Annotated in this window: 3 protein-coding genes; all 3 read right to left on the reverse strand. The window is 60.4% G+C overall.

The features are described 5' to 3' along the window. Positions 1-1,077 (reverse strand): sulfatase-like hydrolase/transferase (locus ABYO54_RS14765; protein WP_372809007.1); only part of this gene is annotated, 1,077 nt, incomplete at its 3' end. Further along, positions 1,074-2,555, reverse strand: a complete 1,482-nt coding sequence (locus tag ABYO54_RS14770) for a sulfatase (protein ID WP_372809008.1) — start codon at positions 2,553-2,555, stop codon at positions 1,074-1,076. The genes ABYO54_RS14765 and ABYO54_RS14770, both read right to left, overlap by 4 nt. A gap of 136 nt (positions 2,556-2,691) precedes the next feature. Next, positions 2,692-4,125: a sulfatase gene (locus tag ABYO54_RS14775; RefSeq protein ID WP_372809009.1), complete on the reverse strand. Its 1,434-nt coding sequence runs from the start codon at positions 4,123-4,125 to the stop codon at positions 2,692-2,694. Positions 4,126-4,137: the final 12 nt, after the last annotated feature.

Consider the following 4,137-nt stretch of genomic DNA (forward strand, 5'->3'; position numbering starts at 1 on the left):
CTGCAGGTTTTCGCAGTTGTAGTAGTAGAACGGCTCATCGGGGGAACGCGCAATCGGTTCGTTTCTAAACAGCGGGGTCAGGGTGACGCCGTCGTATTTCCGATCGGTCGGCATGGGCGCGCCGATCAGCTCGCTCAACGTCGGGAAAAGATCCATCGCAATCACGGGGACATTCGACACGGCGGGCCGAACCGTCCCTTTCCAGTAAACAATGAACGGCACGCGCTGCCCGCCTTCCAGCGAAACATACTTCGTGCCGCGGTAGGGCCGCGCATATTTTTCCGCGACCGGACCGTTGTCCGAACTGAAGAGGATCAGGGTGTTTTCCAGCAGGCCGTTGGCCTCCAGCGCCTTGACGATTTCGCCGACACTCCAGTCCAGCCCCTGGATCACATCGCCGCGCACGCCGTCCTTCGACGTCCCCTTAAAGCGGGGCTCGGCCTGATACGACGTATGCGGATAGTTGTGGGCGTAGTAGATGAAGAAGGGCCGATCCTTGTATTCGCCGATTTGCTTTACAATCCGTTCGGTGTAGAGCGAGGTCAGCTTGTTCAGCGGCGCATCTTTGTAGACCAGCTTATGTTCATCGAAGAAGCGGGGATCATGCCCCTTGTTCTCGTGCATGCCGTAGTAATGGTCGAACCCCTGGTGGAAATAGGAAAACGCTTCCTGACTGCCGAGGTGCCATTTGCCGATCATCGAGGTGGTGTAGCCCTGCGTTTTAAACTGCTCGGCGATCGTGATCTCGTCCGGGTTCATCCCCAGGAACCAGTGCGCCTCCCGGTTGGGGTTGATGCCGTACGGAAGCCCGCAGCGCTGCGGATAGGCGCCGGTGAGGAATGCGGCGCGCGACGGCGAACAGATCGAAGCCGCCACATGGAAATCGGTAAAGCGCATCCCCTCCGCCGCCAGGCGGTCGATGTTCGGCGTGTTGACGATCGTTGAGCCGTAGCAGCCGATATCGCCGTAGCCCATGTCATCCGCCAGCATAAAGATGACATTGGGCTTTCGTGCGGCACTCGCGGCACCAGCCAGCATCGCGGTTAGCACAAAACAGGTGAGTCTCTTCGTTTTCATTCGCGGTCTACTCCAAGCTTCACTGCTTTTTTTTTATTCGGTTTTTTGGCGCTTTCGGCCACCGTCTCTTGTTCGGTAGAGAGGGTGCGGCGGCGGGCGCCGAAGGTGCGGGCATGCTCCCCAAATCGGTCGTGGTCGCCGATATCGCGCTGCGCCCGTTTCGCCAGCTTCATCAGCTCGGCCACCGTTTCCGGATGCTGGGCGGAAACATCGGTGCTTTCGCCGATGTCGGCCTCCAAATCGAACAGCATGGCCTGTTTGATCCGAATGGCGTCGGCCTTGTCGATATGGTTTCTCCATTTGGTCGCGATGCTGCCCTGCACCGGTTCCGTATGCGGCAGCATCAGCTTCCATTTTCCGGAGCGCACCGCACGCAGGCAGTCGTGCTGATAATAAAAATAGGTTCGGTCCAACGAATCGGCCTGGCCGTGCATCAGCGCCGAAATATCAACGCCGTCGATCACGCGGTCCGTCGGCGCGGCCGTCCCCGCCAGCTTGGCAAGGGTCGGCATCAGGTCGATGGTGGCCGCGACGGCATCGCACTCGGTTCCGGCCGGGATTTTGCCCGGGGCGCGCATGATGCAGGGGACGCGCAGACCGCCCTCCCAGCAACTGGTCTTGCCGCTACGCAACGGAGCCGCGTGCCCGCCGTTCTTCTTTTTAACCAACCAAGGGCCATTGTCGCTGGTGAAAACAATATAGGTATGGTCGTCGAGCCCGAGCTCGCGCACCTTGTCGAGGACGCGCCCGACGTTGAAGTCGAGCTCCTCGATCACGTCGCCATAGAGACCGCCCGCCGACGTTCCCTTGAAGTCCTTCGAAGCCGCCAGCCTCGTGTGCGGCATGGAGTGCGCGAGGTAGACGAAAAACGGCCCGCCCTTATTCTTTTCGATGAAGCCGATCGCCTCATCGGTATAGCGCTGCGTCAAGGTCGCCATGTCCGCATTCTCCTCGATCATCTCGGTGTTGCGGATCAGGTTGGCCGTACGGTCGTTGCTGGTGGGCGTTCCGAAATAGAAATCGAACCCCTGGTGCGCCGGCAGCAGTTCCGGCTTGTAGCCGGTCTGGCTGTGTCCGGCCAAATCCCACTTGCCGAAGGCCGCCGTGGCATAGCCCTGTGCTTTGAGCACCTCGGCGAGGGTGATTTCGTCGATGTGCATTTCGGGATGGATGGAGTCGGGATCGTCCTGCCGGGCGAAGCGGAGCGGATAGCAGCCGGTCAGCAACGCGCCGCGCGACGGGCCGCAGACGGTCTGGGCATAGAAGCTGGTGAAGCGCATGCCCTCCCGGGCCATCGCGTCGATGCGCGGCGTCTTGATCTCCGGCGAGCCGTAGCATCCCAGATCCTGGTAGCCCTGGTCATCGGTGAAGATGATAATGAAGTTGGGGGGACTCGGACGGTCCGCCCCCACGTTTTCGACGGAAAAAACCAAAGCGGCAAGCGCCCAAAGCCCAATTCCAAGAAGTCCTGTTTTCATCTGTTGCATAGCCATTTTATTCCCTGGTTTAACCCGCGACGCCTTCGGTTAACGCGCCCGACACTTTACTGTTCCACAAGCTAGCATTGCCGCAAAAGCTTGCCTATCGCCTGAAAAGGGTATTTCCGGGCGGCACTCAATAATCGCCGCCCCGATCGCTCTGTTTGCAGGAGGCACGCCACGCGGCCAGTTGCTTCGCCATCTCGGCCACCTGTTCCGGATGCTCGGCGGCCACGTTGTTTTTTTCCGAGGGATCGGCCAGCAGGTCATAGAGTTCCCAGTTTTTGCCGCCGTTTTTACTGTAGAGCTTAAACCGCTGCGTCGTCCAGGCCACCTGCCCCGCCGATTCGAAGCCAATCGGTTTACTGCGCTCCGTCTGCCGGCCCGCCAAGACCGGCAGCAAAGAGATCCCGTCCAGCGGGCGCTCGCCGGCATATTCCACCTGCAGCGCATCGAGAATGGTGGGCAGATAGTCGCTGGTAACCGCCGGGAAATCGGTGACGGTGCCGGGCTTGACGCGCGCCGGCCAATCCAGCAAGCCCGAGACGCGCACGCCGCCCTCGTAGAGGCTGCGCTTGCGCCCACGGAAGGATGCCGCCGTCCCCGGGCTTTTCGCGTTCCCTTCGGGACCGTTGTCGGAGCCGAACCAAACCATCGTGTTTTCCGCCACGCCGGCCGCTTTCAGCACGGCGCGCAGACGGCCGACCTGTTCGTCCAGCGCGGTCACGCACCCATAATAGTTTTTCTGGAAATCGGGCACTCCCGGATACATCGCGGCATATTCCGGCCCGGCCACCACCGGCAAGTGGGGCGCGTGGAACCAGACCACCGCAAAAAAAGGTCGATCGCTCTTGGCCGCGGCCTCGATAAACGGGACGACGCGGTCCATGATCACGCGCGAGTCGTCGCCCTCCAGATTATCGGAAACCACTTCGCCCTTCTCGTTCCAGTAATGGGTTCCGTAGGGAACCGCGGTGGATTTATCCGCAATGAAATCCCAACCGCTGTGCCCGTCCTTGAACGGCTTGAGCATCGGATCCCAGGTCGGGACCTTCGATTCGGTCGAAAAGCAGACCTCGAACCCGTTCTTCCACGGCGGACTGAATTCCTTCGTATTGCCCGGCTTGCCGCGGTTGGCGTCCTGGATCTGCGTCGTCAGCGTACCGAGATGCCATTTGCCGAAATGCCCCGTGGCATAGCCCTGCTGCCGCAACAGTTCCGCCAGCGTCAGCTCTTCGGGTTTCATATGGCCCCTGTTGGCAAAATAAACCCCGTAGCGAAACGGATGACGTCCCGTCAAACACGAGCCGCGCGTTGGACTGCACACGGGCGAAGACGAATAGAACCGATCAAAGCGCACCCCGGCCGCGGCCATGGCATCGAGCTGCGGCGTCTGGATCGGCGACTTCGGGTTAAAGCAATGCACGTCGCCCCACCCCAGATCATCGGCCATCATCAGAACGATATTGGGACGGTTTTCGGCGGCCGACGCCGCACAAACGCCCCAAACCATCAACCATCCAACCGTACGCCTCAAACCACCCTGTTTTCCGTTTGCGTTCTTTTTCATCCAATCCTTACC

This window comes from Pontiella sp., from assembly GCF_041622395.1.
Taxonomy (GTDB): domain Bacteria; phylum Verrucomicrobiota; class Kiritimatiellia; order Kiritimatiellales; family Pontiellaceae; genus Pontiella.

Bases quoted from the DNA above. Each gene is read 5' to 3' on its own strand.
- ABYO54_RS14770 (WP_372809008.1), bottom strand. From the start codon at position 2,555: ATGAAAACAGGACTTCTTGGAATTGGGCTTTGGGCGCTTGCCGCTTTG.
- ABYO54_RS14775 (WP_372809009.1), bottom strand. From the start codon at position 4,125: ATGAAAAAGAACGCAAACGGAAAACAGGGTGGTTTGAGGCGTACGGTT.